Origin of the sequence: Chitinophaga filiformis, from assembly GCF_021646545.1 — a bacterium.
Taxonomy (GTDB): Bacteria; Bacteroidota; Bacteroidia; order Chitinophagales; family Chitinophagaceae; genus Chitinophaga; species Chitinophaga filiformis_A.
Genome location: NZ_JAKIRP010000014.1, coordinates 150,653 through 170,769, shown reverse-complemented (window position 1 = coordinate 170,769; position 20,117 = coordinate 150,653). Strand labels below are relative to the sequence as shown.

Genomic DNA, 20,117 nt, shown 5'->3' with positions numbered 1-20,117 from the left:
ACACATGAGCAAGACCCACGTAAGAGAAACAACCCTTCTGTCCCGTACAGAAACACATCATAACCTCGCTTGCAACAAAGCAGGTAAAATAAGCATGGTCCCTTTCAGAACGGGGCCATGCTTTATTGTTGCCCTCCTGCTGACATTGGCTATCACTGTAGATAGTTATGCAGCATCCTTCAAAAAAACTCCCCGTTTACTGGTATTTTCCAAGACCGCAGGTTTCCGTCATGACTGTATCCCGGTTGCCAAACTGGCAATGATCAAACTGGGACAGGAGAACGGATTCGCGGTAGATACGACAGAAGATGCCAGCGTGTTTAATGATAAAGATCTGAAGCGCTATGCCGCCGTATTGTTCCTTAATACAACCGGCAATGTGCTGAACGACGAACAGCAGGCAGCAATGGAGAAATACATTCATAACGGCGGCGGTTATATGGGTATCCATGCAGCCACCGATACTGAATATGAGTGGGCCTGGTACAATAAGCTGGCAGGTGCATGGTTCACCAGCCATCCTAAACAACAGCAGGCTACTTTGCTGGTGGTGGATCGTAACAACGATGCAACCCGTCACCTCCAGGAGAAATGGTCACGCTGGGATGAGTGGTATAACTTTAAAGACCTCAACCCGGATGTACATGTGTTGATCAAGATCGATGAAAGCTCTTATGAGGGTGGTAAGAACGGTGATAATCACCCGATGTGCTGGTACCACGATTTTGAAGGAGGCCGTGCTTTTTACACGGAACTAGGCCATACTAAGGAGTCCTATGCCGACCCGGTATACCTGCAGCATGTATTGGGAGGCCTTCGTTACGCGATGAATTTAAAAGCTAAGAAATAAGAGGATTAGTCCCTATGGCAGGATGCGGTCTGTAAAAAGCGCCGTATCCCGTATTATCAATTAACATTAAAAATATCATGCAAATCAGGTATGTAATGATGCTGCTGGTATTACTGGGAACAGTAATGTCCGGTTGCCAGAAGAAAACCCGGCCAGGTAATCCAAGAGTACTGGTGTTCACGAAAACAGCCGGTTTCCGGCATGCTTCTATCCCCGCAGGGATCCAGGCTATTCAGAAATTGGGAAAAGAAAATGGCTTTGAAGTAGATACTACAGAGAATGCCGCCAACTTTACCGAAGATTCCCTGCAGAAATATGCAGCGGTGATATTCCTGAATACCACTGGTGATGTACTGAACAATTACCAGGAAGCAGATTTCGAAAGATATATTCAGTCAGGCGGAGGCTTCGTGGGTATCCACGCTGCAACCGATACTGAATATGAGTGGGGCTGGTACGGTGAGCTGGTAGGTGCTTATTTCGATAATCACCCTGCCGGTACACACAAGGCTAAACTGACGGTAAAGGACAAAACATTCCAGGCCACAGCTACGCTGCCTGATACATGGGAACATACCGACGAGTGGTACAATTTTAAAAAGATCAGCAAGAATACAAAGGTGCTGATCACCGTAGATGAAAAGACTTACGAAGGTGGTACTAACGGACCTGATCATCCTATCAGCTGGTACCACGACTTCGACGGCGGCCGTGCTTTTTATACAGAGTTAGGTCATACCGACGAATCATATACAGAGCCGCAGTATCTCGCACACATCCTGGGTGGCATCAAATATGCCATCGGTAAAAATACCATGCTGGATTACGCGCAGGCTACCACCCTCCGTGTGCCGGAAGAGAACAGGTTCACCAAGAATTCACTCATTTCAGGCGAGTTCTTCGAACCAACTGAAATGACTATCCTGCCCGATCTCAGCATCCTCGTGGCACAACGCAGGGGTGAGATCATGTATTTTAACCAGGCCAGCCGCAAGCTGACACAGGCTGGTTTCCTGCGGGTGTATTATAAAACTGAAACGCCTCATGTAAATGCAGAAGAAGGCGTGCTGGGTATGAGCGCTGACCCTGATTTTGCTAAGAACCATTATGTTTATATCTATTATTCTCCGGCAGATACTTCCGTGAACCGCTTATCGCGTTTCAAGTTTGAGAATAACGTGCTGGATTCCTCATCTGAAAAGATCATCCTGCAGTTGTATTCTCAGCGTAACATCTGCTGCCATACAGGTGGTTCTATCACCTTTGGTCCCGGAGGACTGTTATACCTGTCTACCGGCGATAACAGCACTCCGTTTGACGAGCCAGGACAGAAATATGTCAGCAATGGTTATGCACCACTGGATGATCGTCCCGGACATCTGCAGTATGACGGTCGCCGTACATCTGCCAACACCAACGACCTGCGTGGAAAGATCCTGCGTTTAAAGATCAATGAAGATGGTACTTACAGCATTCCGGACGGCAACCTGTTCAAACCAGGTACGCCGAATACACGTCCTGAGATCTATGCAATGGGTACACGTAACCCATACCGTATTTCTGTAGACCGTAAAAACGGATACCTCTATTGGGGTGAAGTAGGACCGGACGCTAACAATGACGATCCTAACCGTGGTCCGCGTGGTTATGATGAGATCAACCAGGCGAAGAAGCCCGGTAACTTTGGTTATCCGATGTTCGTAGGTAACAACTATGCCTATCATCTGTATGACTATGAAACAGGTAAGAGCGGCGCTGCTTTTGATCCTGCGAAGCCTGTGAACAATTCCCGCAACAATACAGGTATCAAGAACCTGCCACCGGCACAGCCGGCCTTCATCTGGTATCCGTATGCGAAATCGCCCGACTTCCCGTCAATGGGTAGCGGCGGCCGTAATGCAATGGCGGGACCTGTGTACTACAACGAATTCTATCCGAAGGAAACCCGTTTCCCGGATTACTATAACAACAAGTTCTTCATCTACGACTGGGTACGTGGCTGGATTAAAGCGGTGACTTTTGACAAGGACTTCAACCTGTCCAAGACAGAAGACTTCGTACCACATACAAAATTCAATGCGATCATAGATATGGAAATGGGACCTGATGGTCGCCTTTATTTACTGGAATATGGTAATGGATGGTTTAGTAAGAATAAAGACGCTGGTCTGTCACGTATCGATTATAACGGTGGTAACCGTGCGCCTCTGGCACAGATCCATGTAGACAAACTGTCCGGCGGCCTTCCGTTTACGGCTAAACTGAGTGCGAAAGGGTCTTCAGATCCTGACGGTGATCAGCTGACATATGTGTGGTACCTGGGTAACGGTAACAAGAAAGAAACCAAAGAACCGGAAACAGAGGTAACCTATACTACGGCTGGCGAATATGCAGTATCTGTAGAAGTGCTGGATGCCAATGGCGCAAGCACCCGCAGTAGTGGTATAGAGCTGTATGCTGGTAATGAAACACCACAAGTGAAAGTGAGTGTGACTGGCAACAAGATGTTCTATTTCCTCGGCAAACCTGTTGCTTACAGCGTTAATGTGAAGGATAAAGAAGATGGGTCTACCGAAGATGGTAAGATCGATAATGCTAACCTGTACATCAGGGCCGACTATATGGAAGGTAATGACAAAGCGGGTATTCCTCAGCAGGGCCACCAGATCATTACTGGTGCTATTGCTGGTAAGAACATGGTGGAGTCCAGCGATTGTAAGACCTGTCATAAAGTAGATGAAAAATCTATCGGGCCAAGCTTCAAACAGGTAGCTGAGAAATATAAAGATGATCCGAAAGCGCCTGATTACCTGGCAGACAAGATCATCAAAGGTGGTGGTGGTGTATGGGGCGAAACAGCGATGTCTGCACACCCGACCATCACACAGTCAGAAGCGCATCAGCTGGTGGAATATATCATGTCAGTAGGTGGTAGCAGCAAGGTTGCGCCATCATTGCCGGTAAGCGGTACGGTAGATGCTACTGCAGGTAAACCGGAAAAAGACAATGGTGTGTTGTACCTGATGGCCAGCTATACGGATAAAGGTGGTCCTGGTATCAAACCTATTACTGGTACAGATGCGATCACGCTGAGGAGTCCGAAGATACCTGCGGCGGCATTCGATAAATCAGATGGTGTTTCTACCTTTGAATTTAATGGTAAGAAACTGTTGATACCTACTGGTAATGGATGGGCGGATTACAGGAATCTTGACCTGACAGCGGTGAGTGGTATCAGCATTAACTATTTCACACAGGAGCCATTACAGCATGGTTATGTTGTGGAGATATTCCTGGATAAGGCAGATGGGTTGAAACTGGGAGAAGCGATCATTGGTGTGGGAGCTAAAGGTATGGCGCCTAATGCTGCATTGGTGTCTTTTGCACCTGTGGCTGACGGGAAGGATCATACGCTGCATGTGGTGATTAAGGCTGCTGATCCGGCGGAGAAAACTGGTCTCGGGATATCGTCGTTCCAGTTGATGAGTAAGTAATAGAATTAGATATAAAAAGAAGTGCCCCCAAAGAGTGTCTCACTTTTTGGGGGCACTTCTTTTTTTTATCGCTAAGTAGCTTTGGTTTTTATCGCTAAGTAGCTTCGGTTTTTTGTCGCCAAGTAGCTTCGGTTTTTTATCGCTAAGTAGCTTCGGTTTCAGTATGGGATGGCGGTCGGCGCCTCTCTGGAAGACTATTGAGCGCTGTCAAGCGAATAGGATGTTGAATATCTATTGAACAGCATCGGTCGTGTGGCCGGAGAGCCGAAGGCCCGCCATTCCCATCTGAAACCGGTGCTACTTACGCTGTCCCTATTAGTGTATAAACGCCCGCTTTTCAGGAGCCGGTGCGACTTATGCGGTCCCTATTAGTGTATAAACGCCCGCTTTTCTGGAGCCGGTGCTACTTATGCGGTCCCTGTGGTGTTTAAATGCTCCGCTTTTCTGATGGAGGTACTGCCTATGCGGGTCACGTTATCGCTTAGACGTCTTTTTTCCCTCTGAGGGCTTTTTTATCGATAGACAATGGCTATTAATCAGGTATCTTGAAAGTAGGATCTTTATCTTCTTCTGTTTCAGGTGGCTTGTTAAACTTGTATTCCATTTGAGATTTCACTTTGCGGTACCAGTTGAGGTCATGAGGTAATTTGTCAAACCATTCCTGGAAATCTGCCGGTATCAGGTCATATACATCACTGGGAACGGGAAAGACCATGCCATTTATGATCAGCTGCACCGGATCGGTTTGCACCACAGCGCCGTCAGCAAAGCCTGGTAACAATGGTGATTCTTGTCCTTTTTTGACAAGCCACTCCTTTTTTCTTCCGTAATCGTTCAAATCGGCAATGTCATCATTATTCCAGGTTTTATTAAGGTCTATCAGCTTTTGCCGCATTACCTGACCAGCAGGGGTGTCTGCAAATAGCTTGGTTAGGAAAGTCTGGGCATATTCAGGCGCTTTGCCTATGTGTCCGGTATAGACACGCACCATTTCCTGGGCGGACTCTGTGGTGCCCAAATGCATTTTTGACTGTCCGAAAGGAGTGGGGGTATTGCTGATTGTATCCAGGCCGGCCATATTATAACCTAAAAGGTTATTGGCATCGTGGTAGGGTATGCCAGTGGACGCCAGTAGCTGCTGATGCGCATATTCGCCTATCTGACCATGTATCTTCAGCTCATTCCATTTGGCGTTGGGCTGCATATGCTCGGCGGTCCGGCCGGGACCGTTCAGATGCGTTACATATTCATCCTGTGAATCGGTGAGCGGGCTGCCGGGAGGGGAAGGCGGATGTATTTTCAACGCTTTCTGCGCCTCATGAGCAACCTGGTACGCTGCTGCACCTGCTTCTTCCCAGGAATCAAAATTATGGCGGGCATTTTCAGCTGCCCATCTTTTTAATTGTGCGAGCATCTTCAGCACGGAAGGATGTACGCTGCGTAATTTCCCGTATACGGATGCCGCGTATAGAAACGGCTTGTTGTCTTTTGGCTTTTCTATTCCAAGCCTGTCGTAAAAATCGGCCTCGTCTTTTGCAGCCAGGATATAAGTCTGCACAAGTTTCAGGCTTGAACGTCTCCTTTCCCGGCCGTTAATTACCAATTTGAACTGCGCTACTTTATTAGGTAGCTGCTGTTGCTGAACTACCGGTTGCATAACCGGATACCCGGATGTAGGGTTGATCTGTGGCTTTACGGCAGGCCTGGCAACGCCGGCAGCGCCAATGTTGTTAGCGGATGCCTGCGAAGCAGTGCGAATACCTGGGGCAACAGCCGGTGTGTGATTGTAAGGGTATGACACAGTATAAGGGAATTGTAACTAATTAAATTTAAGCATTTCCTACTATAACAATGTACTTGTTATATTACTTGTTATACATCGCCCGCGGTTCCTTACCTTCCGCCTTTCCCGGTGTGGGTTTCCCCCGGCTACGATTGGGCCCGCAGACTTTTGAGGAACTCCGCTGGCGGCCTGCCGGGATATTTTGCAGGATGGGCCGGAACGTCTAACGCTTCTTCAACTTTCTGCCTGCATAGAAATAATTGACCGTAGTATTACTGAGCAACTGCTGCTGGCAATGAACGTTTAATGCTTCTTCAATTGTCTGCCAGCATGGAAATAATTGATCGCACGGAAATAATTGATCGTAGCAATACTAATCAGCTACTGCTGGCAATGATCGTTTAACGCTTCTTCAATTGTCTGCCAGCATGGAAATAATTGATCGCATAGAAATAGTTGATCGTGGCAATACTAATCAACTACTGCCGGCATTGATCGTTTACCCCTTTTTCAACTTTCTGCCTGCATAGAAATAATTGATCAGTAATACTATGATCAGTAAGAATAATCCGAAGAACTCACGTGTTTCTTCTATCCATGGTTTCGTTGCTTTCATGGTTTCTGCAATGTTCTCACCATGATGTTCGGTAGCCCAGTCTATAACACCGTTCTTATCAAAGAAAAGGTAGGCTGCATACACGAGGTATACAAATATGCCGAAGAGATAAGCGCGCCTGTAAAAGCGGCCACTCGCAGCAAGCAGGCAGCATCCGGCGCCAAACAGGTAAATAGGTCCCCATATGTAAGGATCAGGATCATTGTATTGTAGTCCTGCGAAAATGATGAACAGGATACCCCAGATGATGTTGAATATTTTCATAGAAAAAAAATTGTCAGCGACAGAACGAAGATAGTTGATATAATATAGAAAATATATACCTTTGCATCCGAATTCCTTTATTGTTCACCTCTAAAAAACACAAGGAATCATGACAGAACGTATTCACATATCGCCCTTTTCGCCCGCTGCCTGATACAGGCAATATTTCCTTTTTTAATTTACTGGAAAGCGTGTAGACATTGATGTCATTCATCATTAGTGTATATCATTGGTGTACATCATCAATGTGACTATTGGTATGTTTCATTAGTGTGCTTCATTAGTGTGCCTGTAGCTTCAAGTTTAACCGGGATGGTCGTATACACCTGCTACGGTTGCACAGCTGCGTCTTTATAGCCAGCGGTGTGCCCCCGGGAAATCAGTATAGACGGGATCTTCTGCGCCTGCGGAAAGGGTGTCTCATGCCTTAATTGTCGTTCGATATCATTTGAGCGATACGATTCACTATACAATTTATTACGCACCTATATGGGCAGTTTACGCACAAAAGAACTGAGTAAGATCGGTTATACAAATGACCGTGCAAGAAGTCTGGTCATTAATATTATTTCAAAACATTTTAAGCATCATACCAAAGAGCAGCTCATTACATTATTGTCGGGTATTAAAGAGAAACCTGAGCAATATATCAATGATGAAGTGCTGGGTAAGATCGCAGCTACATTCATAGAAAAAGAAGAAGTCACGCATCATAAGGAGTTCACCTTGCTGGAACAGACAGGACGCCTGAAGATCTATGGTGGCAAAGAGATCGAGCATGCTGCGAAGAAGCAGATGGAGATCGCTATGTCGTTGCCGGTAACGGTGCAGGGAGCTCTTATGCCGGATGCACACACAGGTTATGGATTACCTATTGGTGGAGTACTGGCTACGGAGAACGCTGTTATACCTTATGCGGTAGGCGTGGACATTGGCTGTCGCATGTCATTGTCCATCTTTGATGAAGGTGAAAGTTTTATCAAACGTTACGGCTACCAGATGAAGGTGGCATTGAAAGAATGGACGCACTTTGGTATGGAAGGAGGGCTGGATGTTGAACAGGAACACCCTGTACTGGATGATCCTGCTTTCCAGGCAACCGGCCTGCTGAAGAAGCTACAGGCAAAAGCGGCAAGGCAGCTGGGAAGTTCCGGTAGCGGTAATCACTTTGTGGAGTTTGGTATGATCAGGTTAGCTGAAGATAATTCATTGGGGCTGCCTGCAAAAGATTACGTAGCGCTATTGTCGCACTCGGGCAGCCGCGGACTGGGCGCCAATGTGGCGATGCATTATACGAAGATCGCTATGGACACCTGTAAGTTGCCAAGAGAAGCGCAGCAGCTGGCCTGGCTGGATATGAACAGTGAGGCAGGGCGGGAGTACTGGCTCAGTATGCAGCTGGCGGGCGATTATGCCAAAGCCTGTCATGACAGGATACATATCAATATGGCAAAAGCAGTAGGACTGGAGCGGCTGATCACTATTGAGAACCATCACAATTTTGCCTGGGAAGAAAGGCTGGAAGATGGTCGTAAAGTGATCGTGCATCGCAAAGGAGCCACACCTGCTCATGAGGGAGAGCCGGGCATTATTCCCGGAAGTATGACCACCGCTGCATATCTGGTAACCGGAAAAGGCGTGGAGCAGTCATTATTCTCTGCTTCGCATGGCGCCGGCAGAATGATGAGCCGGAAGCGTGCGAGAGAAAGTATGACAGTATCAGCATTGAAGAAGATGCTGGCAGATGCCGGCGTTACCCTGATCGGTGGTACTGTGGAAGAAAATCCGCTCGCCTATAAAGACATTGAAAGTGTGATAGCAGCGCAGCAGGAATTGGTAAACGTAGAGGGGCGCTTTTTACCCCGGATTGTAAGAATGCATAAAGAGTAACAACATGAACAAGTCAATTATACAGGTAACAGCCGGAAGAGGACCGGCAGAATGTACACGGGTAGTGGCAAAGGTGGTGGAACTGATGATGAAGGCCGCCCGCGCACAGGGACTGGATATCCAGGTGTTGGAAAGCAAAAAGGGAGATCTGAAGGGAACACTGTTATCCGCAGTACTATTAATAAAAGAAGAAAATGGCGCGAAAGGAAAGGGGCTTGATGCATTTGTAAAGGAGTGGCGAGGTACTGTGCAGTGGATCGCAGAAAGTCCTTACCGTAAGTTCCACAAGCGCAAGAACTGGTTTGTGGGCGTCGAGGTCTTTGATGTGAAAGAGCAGCTGAAATGGGACCTGAAGGATGTAAAGCTTGAATCGTGTCGTGCATCGGGTCCCGGTGGGCAGCATGTCAATAAAGTAGAGACAGCGGTGCGGGGCACGCATCTTCCTTCCGGTATCCAGGTGCTGGCAATGGACAGCCGTTCACAGTTGCAGAACAAACAGCTTTGCCTGGAAAGGCTGGAAGCGAAGTTCATGTCCTGGCAGATGGAACAGTTGCTGGCACGCCGGCAGGATCAGTGGCAGGAACATAATGAACTGGAAAGAGGTAGGGCCGTAAAGGTGATCACAGACAAACTGTGATCGCCGCCCTCTTTCTTCACCGTTTTGTAAAAGTGATAGTAAATTCTTAAATACTGATTAAAAATTTACAGCTTGTCTTGCTTAAATTAAACGAATGTGTTACCTTGGTCGGCAGTTAACAATTGAAACTTTAGTGTGTGTTTAATAAATGCCAAGATCTAATCCATGTTCCCTAAGTTTTTATGTTAACACGTATGAAAAAACTAAACTGTAGTCCTTAAAAAAAACATTTAAGTACGCCATTCCCATTTTTTAACAACTAAACCGCCCGGATATATTATTGCATTGATACTGATGCAATCGGTATCGATATGGATTTGAGCCCGAGAGGAAGGATGTACATAGTGTCCCTCTAAGACCAGGATATTGACTTAACCCGGTCATTTTTCGTGTCTGTACCTGCCGAAAGGCGCAGTGTACAAGCCCGGACAGGCTAATTATTAACCAATTTTTAAAAACGTTTCACGTTATGAAGAGACATGTCTACCGCACATTTGCGTGTTGCTGGCTATTGTTGTTGTTGTTTGCCGGCGCTGCATTCGCCCAGACTAAATTTACCGGGAAGGTCACAGATAAGGCTTCCGGTAATCCCTTGCCAGGTGTAACTGTAGCAATTAAAAATTCCGGCCGTGGTACTGCCACAGATCCAGCTGGAAATTTTAGTGTTACTGCCAAAAAAGGAGAGATCCTTGTGTTTTCATTCGTAGGCTATACTCAGCAGGAAGTAGTGCTTGGAGATGCTGCTTCTGTTAGTGTAGTGCTGAGCGAAAAAGTAGGTTCACTCGATGAAGTAGTGGTAACTGGTTACGCTACTCAACGTAAAAAAGACCTGACAGGTGCTGTATCTGTTGTAAACGTAGAACAGATCAGCCGTCAACCCACTGCTCAGGTGAGCAATCAGTTACAGGGCCAGGTATCTGGTATCACTGTGTTAGGTTCCGGTCAGCCGGGTGAAGAACCACAGGTACGTATCCGTGGTGTGAATACCTTCGGTAACAACACTCCTCTTTACGTTATTGATGGAGTACCTACGCAGAACATCGTAGACCTGAACCCATATGACGTAGCCTCTATGCAGGTGCTGAAAGATGCAGGTTCTGCTTCTATCTATGGTGCAAGAGCTGCTAACGGTGTAATCATCATCACCACCAAAAGAGGTAAATCTGATGGTAAGGTAAGAGTGACCTATGATGGCTACTATGGTACCCAACGTCCGAAAGGTGGTAATGTATGGGACATTCTGTCTCCACAGGAGATGGCTGATCTGAAATGGATGGCATTAAAAAATACAAATCCGAATGTTTCTTATAACGATGGATTGTATGGTACTGGTGCTACTCCGAGACTACCCGACTATATTGCTCCGGGAGGTCTGATGGAAGGAGATCCAAACGTAGATCCTTCTAAATACAATGTGAATCCTAATTACAAGAATCCTTCTGACCTGGATAATTTCTATCGTATCAGCAGGGCAAACAAAGCAGGTACAGACTGGTTCCACGAGATATTCAAACCAGCTTACATTACAAGTCATAACGTATCAGTAAGCGGTGGCGGTGATCAGGGATCTTACTATCTGTCCTTCTACTATTTCAACCAGAAAGGTACCTTGCTGAATACTTACCTGAAACGTTACTCTATCCGCTCCAACAGCCAGTTTAACGTAAGTAAACATGTACGTATCGGTGAAAATCTCGAGTTCTCTGTAATCGACAACCCGCAGATAGATGCGCTGACAGAAGGAAGTGCCATTGGTATGGCTTTCCGTGAGCAGCCGATCATTCCTGTGCGTGACATTAGGGGCAACTTTGCCGGTTCCTTCAGCACAAACGGCGCTCAGTTGGGTAACGCCCGTAATCCTGTTGCAATACAGGACCGTACGAGAGAAAACCGTGGCCTTGGCAACCGCTTGCTGGGTAGTGTATATGGAGAGGTCGACTTCATGAAGCATTTTACTTTCCGTACTACCTTTGGTGGTGAGATTTTTTCTGCTTCTACTCACAACTTTACTTATCCTGAGTATGAAAATGCTGAGAATAATAAAGTAAACTCCTATACAGAAGGATCCAGCAATGGATACAACTGGACCTGGACCAATACCCTGACTTATGCACAGAACTTCAACAAAGTGCATGACATCAAGATACTGGTAGGTACTGAAGCATTCGACAACCATGGTCGTACACTGACAGGTACCACACAGAATTATTTCATCTTTGATCCAAACTTCACCAACCTGTCTACCGGTACCGGTACGGTGACTAATGGCAGTGGTACTTATACTGATGCCTTGTACTCTATCTTTGGCCGCGTAGATTACAGCCTGTTAGACAAATATCTGATCGGTGCTGTTATCCGTCGTGATGGTTCCAGCCGCTTCGGCGCCAATAACCGTTTTGGGGTTTTCCCTGCGGTGAGCGCTGGTTGGCGTATCTCACAGGAAGCTTTCCTGAAACAAGTGGCGTGGTTGTCTGACTTAAAGATCAGAGGAGGATATGGTGTCATGGGTAACCAGCTGAATGTGGAAGCATCTAACGCCTTCACACAGTATGGTCTGAACAAAGGTTCTTCCTTTTATGACATTGGAGGTACTTCCAATTCACTGGCTTCCGGTTTCTTCAGAACACATATCGGTAACCCTGATGCAAAGTGGGAAAGCAATACCAACATGAACATTGGTATCGATGCGACATTGTTTAAGGGTAAACTGGAATTCACCGCAGACTATTACAAGAAGAAAGTAAAAGACCTGCTGTACAAACCAGAGATCTCCGGTACTGCCGGCCGTACAGATCCTCCGACAGTGAACATTGCACAGATGGAGAACCACGGTATAGACGTGTCTCTCGGTGTTAATGACATTCATCTTACCGGCGACCTGGTACTGAAAGCAAATGCTACCCTGACCACTTATTCGAATAAGATCGTTAGCATATCTGCCGATGCTCCTTATTTTGATCAGGAAGCGCGTCGTTTCAATGGTAACTTTATCATCCGTAACGCAGTTGATCATCCGATCTCCAGCTTCTATGGTTACAAAACTGAAGGATTCTGGAATAGCGCAGAGGAAATTGCACAGGCAAATGATCAGGCGCAGAAAGCAACCAACAATCCTAATGCAATTTACCAGACAGGTATCGGACTGGGACGTTTCCGTTATCAGGATACTAATAAAGATGGTATCATCACTGAAGCTGACCGTACATTCCTTGGTAACCCTAATCCTGATTTCAGCTATGGTCTGAACCTCGAACTGGACTATAAGAATTTTGATTTTACCGTGTTCTTCTACGGTGTACAGGGCAACCAGATATGGAACCAGGTACGTTGGTGGACAGACTTCTATCCATCATTTGCCGGTGCGAAGAGCAAAACTGCGCTGTATGATTCCTGGAGACCCGATCACCAGAATGCAAAAGCGCCTATCCAGGAGAATGAAGGTTCCTTCAGCACCAACACTGTACCTAACTCCTTCCTGGTTGAGAATGGTTCTTACCTGAGAGCCAAGAACATGATGTTAGGTTATACGCTGCCTAAACCAATCCTGCAACGTCTGGGTATTGAGAGGTTCCGCATCTATGTACAGGCAGCTAACCTGTTCACCATCACCAAATACAGTGGTATTGATCCGGAAATCACCGGTGGTACAACCAACTTCGGCCTTGATGAAGGTGCTTATCCAAACCAGCGTCAGTATCTCGTAGGCGTTAATGTAGGCTTCTGATTTTTTAGCTAACGGGTAAGGTTATGTTAAAAGTAATTGGAGAATATCAAAATTATCTAAACATGAAACGGAACATAATAAGATCAAAATATATAATAGTTGCAGCAGTAGTAGCCGGAGGTTTGTTCTTCGACGCCTGTAGCAAAAGTTTCCTGGAACGTGATCCTCAGGGTTCACTGACGGGAGCCGCAGTATCTACCAAAGATGGTATAGACGCTTTACTGATCGGTGCATATGCTGCACTGGATGGACAGCAGCAGGACGTAGCAGCCATCGGCACAGGTGGTCCCTGGGAAGCAGCTCCCAGCAACTGGATCTATGGTAGCGTAGCGGGTGGTGATGCACACAAAGGTAGTGATGCAACAGACCAGCCGCCTATCAGCCTGATCGCAACCGGGCAGTTTGATGCAAGCAATGGTTTCTTCAATACAAAATGGAAAGTATTGTTTGACGGAGTAGTGCGGGTAAACACGCTCCTGTCACTGCTACCTGACGTAAAGGACATGTCAGCCGGTCAGCTGACACAGGTACAGGCGGAAGCGCGTTTCCTGCGTGGTCACTACTACTTCGAACTGAAGAAAATGTTTGGTAAAGTGCCCTGGGTAGACGAAACCCATATCACTGATTACAAACAGCCAAACAACGTAGACATCTGGCCAAAGATCGAAGCAGATTTCCAGTATGCTTACGAAAACCTGCCTCCTACACAATCGCAGGTAGGACGTGCCAACAAATGGGCAGCAGCTGCTTACCTGGCTAAAACCTATGTGTATCAGAAAAAATGGACAGACGCTAAACCGCTGTTTGACCTGATCACTACACAGGGTGTAACTGCAAAAGGCGTGAAATATGCACTGACAGCAAGATTCGAAGACAACTTCGATTCAGAAACAAAGAATAACAGTGAGTCTGTGTTTGCCATTCAGATGTCTGCCAACAATGGTACCGGTCAGATCTCCAACGGTAACCAGGGCGAGATGCTGAATTTCCCTTACAATAGCCCATTCGGTTGCTGCGGATTCTATCAGCCTACCCAGGACCTGGTGAACTCTTACCGTACAAATGCTAACGGCTTGCCTTTCCTGGAAGATTTCAACGATCATGCAGTAAAGAGCGATATGAAGGTATTGTCTACAGCGCCATTTACGCCTGATGCAGGTAATCTGGACCCACGTCTTGACTGGACAGTAGGCCGTCGCGGTATTCCTTACCTGGATTGGGGTAATCACCCTGGCCGTAGCTGGGTGCGCGATCAGGATTATGCTGGTCCTTATGCTCCTAAAAAGAACGTGTACTGGCAGTACAACCAGGATAAGTATAAAGATGCAAACTCCTGGGCGCCTGGTTCTGCTATCAACCTGGTGTTGATCCGTTACTCAGACGTACTGTTACTGGCTGCAGAAACAGAAGCTGAGCTGAGCAACCTCGATGCAGCGCAGATATATGTAAATATGGTGCGTACCAGGGCTGCTAATCCACAGACCATCGTATACAAATACATCGACGATACCAAGCCAATGGGTGGTTTTTCCACTACACCAGCTGCGAATTACGTAGTAGCTAATTATCCTGCAGGTGCATTCACCGCAATGGGTAAAGATGGCGCACTGAAAGCGATCCGCTTTGAGCGTAAGCTGGAACTGGCAATGGAAGGTCAGCGTTTCTTTGACATCGTTCGTTGGGGAACAGCATCAGCTGAGCTGACCAGGTTCTTCGCTTACGAGTCCAAGATCACTACTGACGTAACCGGCGGTAAGTTTGTTGTTGGCCGTAATGAGAATTATCCTATTCCTCAACGTCAGATTGACCTGAGCTTCAAAAACGGAGCGAAGACGCTTGAGCAGAATGCGGGATATTAACACATGTCTATTTAACGAAGAGGATAAAATGGAAAGACCCTGGCGACGGGGTCTTTCCGCTTTTTGGGTATATTTATATTTCCTAATCCAACACACTTGAAAACACTACTCCCTTTCATTCTCATTATAGCATCCATCATAACATACTCCTCGTGTTCCCTGAGCAAACAGGAAAAAGGAAAACTCCTCGCTGAAAAATATTGCGGCAGTTGTCATTTACCTGTGTCTCCGACGATGCTGGACAAAGTGACCTGGATGCAGCATGTGCTGCCGGCAATGGCGCCTAAGCTGGGAATTGGCGTATGGCGGGAGAATGAGTATTTCCCTAAGCCTGTGAATGGTGCTGCTAACATCAGTATCGAAGACTGGAAGAACATTGTTGCCTGGTACCAGGAATTGGCGCCCGATACCCTGACAGCAGCAAAGGCACCACAGCCGCTGGCGGAAGACCTGCAACTGTTTGACCTGTTGCAGCCGGATACAGCAGGGCATAGGCAGACTGCCACGACTACGATGGTGTCTATAAATCCGTTTACCGGTGATATTTATTCCTCCGCAGAATACGGCGCTACCCTTTACAAATGCGACAGGCAGTTGAAGTCATTACCCGCCATCAAACTACAATCTACGGCAGTAGATATGAACTGGCGTGCGGCTGATACCGCCCTGCTCACCTGCATCGGTAACATGCGGGCAGTAGATGTGCCCACGGGCGTACTGTGGGAGGTGCATCCTGCTCAGGAAGAAGCCCGGCAGGTAAAAACGATAGGAATGGGATTACCCCGTCCGGTGCAGAGTATAGCGGCCGACTTTAATAAAGACGGCAGGATGGATTACCTGGTATGTGGCTTTGGGCATAATTACGGAGGATTGTATGTGCTGCAGCAGACGGCGGATGAGGAATACACCAAACGGGCCGTATGGGAGGTGCCGGGTGCTATCCATAGTGTGGTGGAAGATGTTGATAAGGATGGCTGGCCGGATATCATGGCATTATTTGCCTATGGGGATGAGGGCATCTGGTTGTTCCTGAATGATCATAAGGGCGGCTTTAAACAGCAGCAGTTATTACGTTTTCCGCCAGTGCAGGGTTCTACTGGCTTTCAGGTGGTGGATATGAATAAGGATGGTCTTTTGGATATATTATATACCTCCGGAGATAACGGAGACTATTCTATGGAGCTGAAACCCTTTCATGGCGTGTATCTGTACCTGAATAAGGGAGACTTCACTTTTGAGCAGGCCTGGTTTTATCCTGTGAATGGCTGTACAAAGGCTATAGCGGCCGACTTTGACCTGGACGGCGACCTGGATATTGCCAGCATTGCGTTCTTTGCTGACCTGAAGCACCGGCAGGCAGAGAAGTTCATATTATTCACCCAGGATAAACCGCTGCAATTTATGCCACACGTTATGCCGGCACTGCAAACAGCAGGCAGGTGGATCTGTATGGATGTCGGAGATTATGACAGGGATGGTGATGCAGATATAGTGCTGGGAAACTACTCAAAAGGGTTCATTATCCAGGAGGATTTTAAGCCGGACTGGGACGTTAACATTCCGTTTAGAATGCTTAGAAATAAAACAAAATGAGCCAATTACACTTGCTCAGTTTAAAAATAGTAATCGAGGGATCAGTTTTTTGGGCATTCGATTGCAGTTGTAACAAATAAATACTTATATTGCATAAGCAATGTCAGGCAAAAATCTAAATCTATGCTGCTTAAACTACTCAGTTTAATCTACGTGTAGCATTTCTTTTTCCCTGTAAACAATACTGAATTTATAAAGCAATAATCTCCGCGGTATTATTGTTTTTCAAGATACTCCTGATTGAACTGATCAGGTTTTAGAATGGCGGAAGGAGAGGCACACCGTGCCTCTCTTTTATTTACTACACCATCTATCACAGTTTTCCATTTTTTTTAATGCTTATTCAGCTAACTTTAACCTGGATAAATTTCAACCGGAGCGATGGAACATGCTTATTATTACGATAGGAATAAATTCGACGCGTTATTATACCGGATCATTGAGCAAAACAGTACAGAACAGGCGCTCAACTGGTTACAACAACAAAAGGAGAAACTGGGCGAACCAGTAAGTGCACAGCGTTTCAATCTTACTTTCACCGCCATCCCGCGGTTCATGGGGAAACATCCCCTAAAGTCTGCCACATCACATATTGAGCTGTCTGACGATACCAACTTTTTCATACAGGGTTATACGTTAGATAAGCTGGTGAGGATCTGGTGGTTATTACAGTTCCCGGCAGCAGACAAGGATGCGTATATCAGGGTGATAGAAGGGCTGTTTGACGCAGCTGATATGAACGAGCAGGCGGCACTGTATGCAGCCCTGCCGGTACTGGCGTGGCCGGAAGCATGGGTGTTCCGTACCACGGAAGGTATCCGTTCGAATATTGGTCCGGTACAGGAAGCAGTAATGTTACATAACAGTTATCCTGCACGTAACCTGGAAGAGCCGGCCTGGAACCAGCTGGTAATGAAAGCGTTTTTTACAGATAAGCCGATCCATCAGATTGCAGGTCTGGATGAAAGGGCTAACTCAAACCTTGCCGCTATCCTTACAGATTACGCGCATGAGCGCTGGGCTGCCGGCAGGAAGGTGCATCCTATGTTGTGGAGGCTGGTAGGGCCATTTATTAATGCTGACAATTTCCCGGATATACAACGTATATGGCATTCTGAAGTGAATGTCGAAAAAGAGGCAGCTGCATTAGCCTGCGCTTCAAGTACATACGATGCGGCACAGCAGCTGCTGGAGCAGTCGGCCACACTTAGAGAAGAAATAGCCACCCGTCAGCTGACATGGGACACTATTGCAGCCCGAATAGCATAAACGTGTATCACACCTTCAGTGTATATAATAGTAACTTGCACAATGGTAACTCAGCCCGCCAGGGCAGTTTTCTCAACAGGTTCTTCAATTTACAGGTCTCGATAAAAAGAATAAGATATGTGTAGCAGTCATGAGTTAACAGGTAAAGAATTTCAACCTATCGCCACGCCTTCTTCCTATTTGGAACGCATAAAAGGCATGCGTTTCTTTGATCCTCATGTACATATGACATCCCGCACCACGGATGACTATCAGGCAATGGCGGATGCAGGAATAGCCGCCATCATAGAGCCGGCCTTCTGGCTGGGACAGCCACGCACAGGTGTGGATACTTTCCGTGATTATTTTAACAGCCTGATTGGCTGGGAAAGATTCCGTTCTTCTCAGTTCGGTATTAAGCATTATTGTACTATCGGTCTCAACTCTAAAGAAGCCAACAATGAGCGGCTGGCTGAGGCTGTAATGGAAATATTACCTTCATTTATATATAAAGAGGGCGTAGTAGGCGTTGGTGAGATCGGCTTTGACGATCAGACTGCTGCTGAAGAAAAATACTATCGCGCACAGCTTGAACTCGCTAAAGAAGCAGGGCTCCCTGTTCAGATACATACCCCGCACCGGGACAAGAAAAAAGGCACTCAACGTAGTATGGATATTGCGTTGGAGCATGGCCTGGACCCCCATATGGTCATTGTAGATCACAACAATGAGGAAACGGTTAAAGAAGTATTAGACCGTGGTTTCTGGGCAGCGTTCACTATTTATCCCTTTACTAAAATGGGTAATGAACGCATGGTGGAAATCGTAAAACAGTATGGTAGTGAGCGCATAATGGTAAATTCTGCCGCCGACTGGGGCATCAGCGACCCCTTGGCTGTACCAAAAACTGCGGCGCTCATGCACGAAAGTGGTATTGACTTGAATGACATTCATTTGGTAACTTTCCGCAATGCTATAACTGCTTTCGCTCAAAGTGGTCAGATGGACGAGGCGGATTTTGACACGGTCAAGGACGTTGATCAAAGTCTGAAATTTAACGGGAGCACCGTACTGCGCGGTGGCCAGCAGCCAAGAATAGATAAACAATCTAATATTATTAGATAAATCGTTACAAGTTTGTACTACGGATATCCCTCGCTATGTAGTGATACAGAAACATTGCTGTGTCCCTTACATAACCAGTGATCTGTGTTGCCTACTTGGAGAAAACCCGAGCCCGGTGAATTATATTGTAAGCAAGTTGTTAGGATATTTACGTTTAATGCGGCCCGCCAACATAGTAACTGCTGTAGCAGATATATTGGCTGGGGTTGCTATTTCCGGCTTCCTCGGTTCCGAAGTGTCCAGTTACCTGGACCATTTGTTGCCTGTCATTTGTATGTGCCTGGCAACCATCGGACTATATGGCGGGGGAGTCGTGTTTAACGATGTGATGGATGCCGAGCTGGATAAGAAAGAACGTCCTGAACGTCCCATACCAAGTGGTGTTATTTCGCTTACAGAAGCGATAGTACTGGGAAGTTATCTTTTGCTGGTGGGAATACTGGCGGCTTTTACCGTCAGCCGTATCACCGGCTATTTCGCACTGGGCGTTGCCGCTTCTGCCCTGATATATGACAAATGGGGAAAACATCTCTCCTGGGGGCCTGTGAATATGGGTTTATGCCGTGGATTAAACCTGCTGATGGGGATCAGCATGGTCGCCGCTGCCCTGAATAAGTACTGGTGGCTGGGGATCATTCCCGTGATTTATATAGCCGCTGTGACCGCTATCAGCAGGGGAGAAGTACACGGAGGAAGTAAACGTACATTGCGTATTGCCGCCCTTTGTTATGCGCTGGTATACGGTACCATGCTGGTACTGGCAGCGATAAACGGGCATATTCTTATAGCGGCGCCATTTGTCATCCTTTTTGCGCTCATGATTAATCTGCCTTTATTCCGGGCCATGAAGGACCCCTCCGGTCCCAATATAGGAAAAGCGGTAAAAGGAGGCATTATTGCCCTGATAGCAATGAATGCCGCCTGGGTAGCAGCTTTTTCTACCTTACCTCATGCTTTACTGGTATTGATATTATTGCCATTGTCATTACTGATGGCGAGAGCGTTTGCAGTAACCTGATTCCTCGTTCGTCATT

At 46.7% G+C, this 20,117-nt stretch carries 12 protein-coding genes; 10 read left to right on the top strand and 2 right to left on the bottom strand.

Annotated elements, in window-relative coordinates; genetic code table 11:
- The first annotated feature begins 4 nt into the window (after positions 1-4).
- Both L3C95_RS26935 and L3C95_RS26930 read left to right on the top strand, forming a co-directional pair.
- The gene (locus tag L3C95_RS26935; protein WP_236392652.1) at positions 5-850 is read left to right on the top strand and encodes a ThuA domain-containing protein; all 846 of its coding nucleotides are present in this window, start codon (positions 5-7) and stop codon (positions 848-850) included.
- A gap of 77 nt (positions 851-927) precedes the next feature.
- Positions 928-4,344, top strand: coding sequence for a ThuA domain-containing protein (locus L3C95_RS26930; protein ID WP_236392650.1), 3,417 nt, complete (start codon positions 928-930; stop codon positions 4,342-4,344).
- Positions 4,345-4,876: 532 nt separating this feature from the next.
- Here L3C95_RS26930 and L3C95_RS26925 read toward each other — a convergent pair.
- Positions 4,877-6,145, bottom strand: a complete 1,269-nt coding sequence (locus L3C95_RS26925) for a hypothetical protein (protein ID WP_236392648.1) — start codon at positions 6,143-6,145, stop codon at positions 4,877-4,879.
- Positions 6,146-6,626: 481 nt separating this feature from the next.
- A complete protein-coding gene (locus tag L3C95_RS26920) occupies positions 6,627-7,007 on the bottom strand; it encodes a transmembrane 220 family protein (protein WP_236392646.1) in 381 nt (126 codons plus the stop codon).
- Positions 7,008-7,496: 489 nt separating this feature from the next.
- Here L3C95_RS26920 and L3C95_RS26915 point away from each other — a divergent pair, with 489 nt between their 5' ends.
- The 8 genes from L3C95_RS26915 to eboC all read left to right on the top strand — a co-directional run bounded on the left by L3C95_RS26915 (position 7,497) and on the right by eboC (position 20,101).
- A complete protein-coding gene (locus tag L3C95_RS26915) occupies positions 7,497-8,897 on the top strand; it encodes an RtcB family protein (RefSeq protein WP_236392644.1) in 1,401 nt (466 codons plus the stop codon).
- 4 nt (positions 8,898-8,901) lie between these two features.
- The gene (prfH, locus tag L3C95_RS26910) at positions 8,902-9,534 is read left to right on the top strand and encodes a peptide chain release factor H (protein ID WP_236392642.1); all 633 of its coding nucleotides are present in this window, start codon (positions 8,902-8,904) and stop codon (positions 9,532-9,534) included.
- A 469-nt stretch (positions 9,535-10,003) separates the two neighbouring features.
- The gene (locus L3C95_RS26905) at positions 10,004-13,258 is read left to right on the top strand and encodes a SusC/RagA family TonB-linked outer membrane protein (RefSeq protein WP_236392640.1); all 3,255 of its coding nucleotides are present in this window, start codon (positions 10,004-10,006) and stop codon (positions 13,256-13,258) included.
- Positions 13,259-13,320: 62 nt separating this feature from the next.
- A complete protein-coding gene (locus tag L3C95_RS26900) occupies positions 13,321-15,117 on the top strand; it encodes a RagB/SusD family nutrient uptake outer membrane protein (protein ID WP_236392638.1) in 1,797 nt (598 codons plus the stop codon).
- A gap of 96 nt (positions 15,118-15,213) precedes the next feature.
- Positions 15,214-16,710 carry an FG-GAP repeat domain-containing protein gene (locus L3C95_RS26895; protein WP_236392636.1) on the top strand — a complete coding sequence of 499 codons (1,497 nt, stop codon included), beginning with the start codon at positions 15,214-15,216 and terminating at the stop codon, positions 16,708-16,710.
- A 381-nt stretch (positions 16,711-17,091) separates the two neighbouring features.
- Complete coding sequence (locus tag L3C95_RS26890) at positions 17,092-17,979, top strand: EboA domain-containing protein (RefSeq protein ID WP_236392635.1); 888 nt, start codon at positions 17,092-17,094, stop codon at positions 17,977-17,979.
- A gap of 117 nt (positions 17,980-18,096) precedes the next feature.
- Entirely contained in the window at positions 18,097-19,083 is a 987-nt protein-coding gene (locus L3C95_RS26885; protein WP_236392633.1) for a TatD family hydrolase, read from the top strand.
- A gap of 115 nt (positions 19,084-19,198) precedes the next feature.
- Entirely contained in the window at positions 19,199-20,101 is a 903-nt protein-coding gene (gene eboC, locus L3C95_RS26880; protein ID WP_236392630.1) for a UbiA-like protein EboC, read from the top strand.
- Positions 20,102-20,117: the final 16 nt, after the last annotated feature.